General features: G+C 38.2%; 4 protein-coding genes. 3 read left to right on the forward strand and 1 reads right to left on the reverse strand.

Annotated elements, in window-relative coordinates:
• Window positions 1-314 precede the first annotated feature (314 nt).
• Window positions 315-935: a TetR/AcrR family transcriptional regulator gene (locus AC3DU7_RS25110; protein WP_488042017.1), complete on the reverse strand. Its 621-nt coding sequence runs from the start codon at window positions 933-935 to the stop codon at window positions 315-317.
• A gap of 141 nt (window positions 936-1,076) precedes the next feature.
• Here AC3DU7_RS25110 and AC3DU7_RS25115 point away from each other — a divergent pair, with 141 nt between their 5' ends.
• The 3 genes from AC3DU7_RS25115 to AC3DU7_RS25125 all read left to right on the forward strand — a co-directional run bounded on the left by AC3DU7_RS25115 (window position 1,077) and on the right by AC3DU7_RS25125 (window position 4,730).
• Window positions 1,077-1,286: a hypothetical protein gene (locus AC3DU7_RS25115; protein WP_488042018.1), complete on the forward strand. Its 210-nt coding sequence runs from the start codon at window positions 1,077-1,079 to the stop codon at window positions 1,284-1,286.
• Between the two features lie 376 nt (window positions 1,287-1,662).
• Window positions 1,663-3,126, forward strand: coding sequence for a M16 family metallopeptidase (locus tag AC3DU7_RS25120; protein ID WP_488042019.1), 1,464 nt, complete (start codon window positions 1,663-1,665; stop codon window positions 3,124-3,126).
• Between the two features lie 185 nt (window positions 3,127-3,311).
• Complete coding sequence (locus AC3DU7_RS25125; protein WP_488042020.1) at window positions 3,312-4,730, forward strand: M16 family metallopeptidase; 1,419 nt, start codon at window positions 3,312-3,314, stop codon at window positions 4,728-4,730.
• Window positions 4,731-4,976 lie beyond the last annotated feature (246 nt).

The following is a 4,976-nucleotide window of genomic DNA, read 5'->3' on the forward strand; positions in this document are numbered from 1 at the left end:
ATTATAGAATTACCAACATATACTATATAACCGGATTCTATATTAGATATAGCAATGTGCGCTGGCTTATGTACAAATTACAAGAGCTGTCCAATAGCGAAAATCTTATATTATTCCAACGGAGATGCTACGCAAACAGTTTTTTATTCGCCCTGTTGTCTGTTGCCTGCACACAACGCTATATCAGGAACGGGCAAGATGCCCATTCCACAAAGCTATGCTACTAATTTAACTTCTGACTTCTAACTTCTGACTTCTGACTTCTGAGTGATGCCTATTCCACAAAACTATGCTACTAATTTAACTTCTGACTTCTAACTTCTGACTTCAGCTAAAACACCATTCAGGAAAATATCAGCTAACCCCTCTGCCATTTCCTGCATTGCTTGGGGGGTAGCATCAGGTTCCAATAAAGTTTGTTGACTAAAACCAGCGATCGCAAACATTCCTAAAAATACCCGCGCTACAATTTTCGGGTTCATCTGACGATATACACCCCGCTCCATTGCTGTTGTAAAAAAAGCCTCCGTTACGTCAGTCATTTTCTCAATAACTTCCGATTGAATTTTATCCCTCAACTCTGGATGAAATTGTGCTTCAAAGAAACAAACTTTCATCAGATCGGTATTTGGTCGCATATTCAACATCCGGCGACGCATCACTTGTGCCACAGCTTTATAACTAGACATCTCACTTAATTCTGTTAATAAATCTGTGAGAATTTCAACCCAACCCTCCGTAGCTAACTCAATCAAAATCGCTTTTTTATTAGTAAAATGACGAAACAAAGTACCTTCTGCAACTCCTGCTTTTTTTGCCAAATCTCGAATCGTAGTACCATCATATCCAGATTTAGCAAACAATTTTTGAGCTGCTTGTAATATCTTGGTTCGTGTCTGTATCTCCGAAGTTGGTAACTTAGTTAAAACTTTCATAATAGTTCAAACTTTTATGTTATTTTAACCAGTTGTAGCTTAATGATTTGGCAATTTAAGCATTAATTAACAAATTTTTTATACATTTAGTTGTTGGGAACAAAGAATAGGTTTGAGAAGTATAAAAAAAGATTTAATTTTTTGAAGAAGGAAGAAGGAAGAAAGAAAAAGCAAGAAGCAAGAAGGAATAAGCAAAAAGTAGATGGGGAGTCAAACCGTGTAGACTGTGGGATATTAAGCCCAAAAGAAAAAGATAACAGGGAACAGATTGAAAAATATTTTCCTGTCAAAAATAATTATGAGCATAAGTCCGCGCCATATCTGTCTATTGCTATAATTTCACGAGTCTAATCGGCTAATATTCGCAAAATATCAGACTTCAGAATATAATCCTAATTGTCGCCCAATCACAGAAAGCTCTGAGATAAAATCTACTCAGCTCGAAATATTAAATTTTTATTTCCAAATATTTATGCAAACTTTCTTACCAGCTTGGTTTAATGAAGTCAGAAGTCAGAAGTCAGAAGTCAGAAGTTGTTTTTGTAACAGGGATTTGATCAAGCCTTCAAAGACATTTCGCCAATCAAGGCGGGGTTTTAGACCCAATTATTTTGACAAAGAAATAATTACTGGTAGGTTTGAATTGGCCAAACTAAAAAAGCGATCGCTCAATTTATGTCTTTGCTTGATTATCATCAGTTTATTTTGGTTCGGATTTCCCGCAAATATGGCCTTAGCACGGGAATCTACTCCCGATCAAAAAATATCAATTAAGCCTTACCTAGACCGAGTAATCAAAAAAGTAACAGAATTTCGCCTCGACAATGGCATGAAATTTATCGTATTGGAAAGGCATAATGCCCCAGTCATATCTTTTTCTATTTATGCTGATGTTGGTGGGGCAAACGAACCGGACGGTCAAACAGGTGTGGCCCATTACCTAGAACATTTAGCTTTTAAAGGTACAAAAAAAATCGGTACAAAAGACTATCAAGCTGAAAAGCAAACTTTAGAGAAACTAGATAAGATATTTGCAGAAATTCAAACAGCTAGTGCCAACCAAAAAACCGAACAACTCACTCAACTTTTAGCAAAATTTGAGGCAACTCAAAAGCAGGCATCTGAATATGTCAATCAAAATGAATTCTCCAAAATAGTCAAACAAGCAGGAGGAGTAGGAATGAATGCTGCCACCTCAGCAGACTACACCCAATACTTCTACAGTTTACCTGCTAATAAACTAGAATTATGGATGTCTCTGGAGTCAGAAAGATTTTTGGAGCCAGTATTTAGAGAATTTTACAAAGAAAAACAAGTAATTCTAGAAGAAAGGCGATCGCGCACAGAAAATTCACCAGTTGCCCAATTGTTGGAAAAATTTTTAAATAAAGCTTTCCAAGTTCATCCTTACCGTCGCCCTGTCATTGGTTATCAAGAAGATATCGAAAATTTAAGCAGAGAAAACGTGCGTGACTTTTTTGATACCCATTATGTTCCCAGTAATTTAACAGTAGCAATAGTTGGAGATGTCGATCCCAAAGAAGTGAAAAAATTAGCAAAAATTTACTTCGGTCGCTACGAAACCAAAGAAAGACCACCACAGGTTAATATTGTCGAACCTCCCCAAACTCAACTAGGGGAAGTAACAATGAAGTTGCAATCTCAACCTTGGTATATAGAGGGTTATCACAGACCTGCAACGAATCATCCCGACAATGTAATTTATCAAATGATTACTAGCATCTTGAGTGATGGTCGTACTTCTCGCCTCTATCAGTCATTAGTTGAGAAACAGCAAGTAGCCTTAGTAGCAAGAGGAGCAGGTGGTTATCCAGGAGATAAATATCCACATCTAATGCTATTTTATGCTATGACTGCTCCCAATAGTAATGTAGATGAAGTTGGAGCAGCTTTGCAGACAGAAATTGAAAAATTGAAAACAGAGCCAGTTTCTCAGCAAGAGTTAGAAAGGGTGAAAACTCAAGCCAGGGCAGCTTTATTGCGCTCTCTTGATTCTAATACGGGAATGGCTTCTGCCCTCTTAAGCTACCAAGTTAAAACTGGTTCGTGGCAAAATCTGTTTAAAGAATTAGATGCTATTAATGCAGTAACTACAGAAGATATTATGCGTGTGGCTCAAAAAACTTTTGTTGCCGAAAACCGTACTATTGGCAGACTGCTTCCCAAGTGAAGTCAAAAGCTAATGGCATTTACCCCCTGTTGCCTGTTGCCTGTTGCCTGTTGCCTGTTGCCTGTTGCCTGTTGCCTGTTGCCTATTCCCTATTCCCTTTCATACCAAAACAAACAATGCTTTCTAACTACAAAAGGAAAATTACTAAATCCAAAATTTTCATCACAGCATTTCTAGCCGTAGTAATGCTGTTAGCTATTTTAGGGCAAATACCAGCCATAGCTCTAACTCCAGCCAAACATTATACCGAACTGGAATTTCCCCCACTACCAGAATTAGAGCTACCAGAATACACTCGCTTTCAACTTGATAATGGCATCGTTGTCTATCTTATGGAAGACCATGAATTACCGCTCATAGGAGGCAGAGCAATATTCCGGACAGGTTCAAGATTTGAACCAGAAGATAAAGTTGGGTTAGCAGACTTAACTGGCACTATTATGCGTACAGGTGGTACAACTCAACATTCCGCTGACAAAATAAATCAAATACTCGAACAAAAAGCAGCAGTAGTAGAAACAGGCATCGGCGATACTGCTGGCAGTGCCAGGTTTAGTTGCCTGACTGAAGACTTGACAGAAGTATTTGGATTATTTACCGAAGTAATTCGCGAACCTGTATTCGATCAAGCAAAGCTAGAGTTTTACAAACAACAATGGCAAGGTGCAATTTCTCGTCGGAATGACGACCCTGAATCTATTGTTGGTCGTGAGTTCCAGAAATTGATTTATGGGACAGAAAGTCCTTATGCTCGAACTGTTGAATATGAAACCCTAAATAATATTTACCAGGAAGATTTAATTGATTTTTATGCTAAATATTTCCATCCTGAGAATATGATTTTGGGAGTAGTAGGAGATTTTAAGACCAAACAGATGCGATCGCTGATTACAGAGAAATTTGGCAACTGGCAACCAAGCATTAAAGCAGTGACACCTCCTCTACCAAATGTTAGTCAAGATCGAGTCGGCGGTCTATTTTTTATTCAACAACCTCAGCTAACTCAAAGTTATGTACAGATGGGTCATTTAGGAGGAAAATTAGATAATCCTGATTATACAGCTTTGAGCGTGATGAATGCGGTACTTAATGGTTTGGGGGGACGCTTGTTTAATAATATTCGATCGCGTCAAGGTTTAGCTTATTCAGTTTCTGCTTATTGGAGTCCTAACTATGATTATCCAGGAGTATTCATCGCTGGGGGTGAAACTCGTTCAGATGCAACTGTACCATTTATCAAATCTGTTAATGAAGAAATTGAACGTATTCGCACTCAACCTATTACAAAAGAGGAACTCGCCCATGCCAAAGATTCAACTCTCAACTCATTTATTTTCAACTTTCAAGACCCAGCTCAAACTTTATCTCGTTTGATGAGATATGAATATTATGATTATCCTAAAGATTTCATTTTCCGTTATCGTCAGGAAATAGAAAATATTACCGTTGAGGATGTGCAAAGAGTAGCTCAAAAATATTTGCAACCAGCTCAAACTGTAACTTTAGTGGTGGGTAACCAAGAAGCAATTCAACCACCTCTGAGTAGTCTCGGAAACGATCTGAAAATTACTTCAATAGATATCACAATTCCAGAACCTAGTTAATTGAAGTAGTAGTCAGTAGGTTGGGTTAAGCGGCAGCGCAACCCAACAAAAACACCAGTCAGTAGGTTAGGTTAAGCAACAGCGCAACCCAACAAAAACCAAAGTAATAAAAAGTAGGTTGGGTTAAGCAACAGCGCAACCCAACATCAACCCAGATAGTACTTTGATATTTGGGAGCACGAGTGCCCTACCTCAGAAAAGCTGACATCATGTTGGGTTTCCCTCCGCTCAACCCAACCTACAAAA

The organism is Okeania sp., assembly GCF_983059655.1.

What these genes read in the sequence shown, in the direction of transcription:
- AC3DU7_RS25110 (WP_488042017.1), bottom strand. Translation starts at nt 935, where the DNA reads ATGAAAGTTTTAACTAAGTTACCAACTTCGGAGATACAGACACGAACC.
- AC3DU7_RS25120 (WP_488042019.1), top strand. Translation starts at nt 1,663, where the DNA reads ATGGCCTTAGCACGGGAATCTACTCCCGATCAAAAAATATCAATTAAG.
- AC3DU7_RS25125 (WP_488042020.1), top strand. Translation starts at nt 3,312, where the DNA reads ATGCTGTTAGCTATTTTAGGGCAAATACCAGCCATAGCTCTAACTCCA.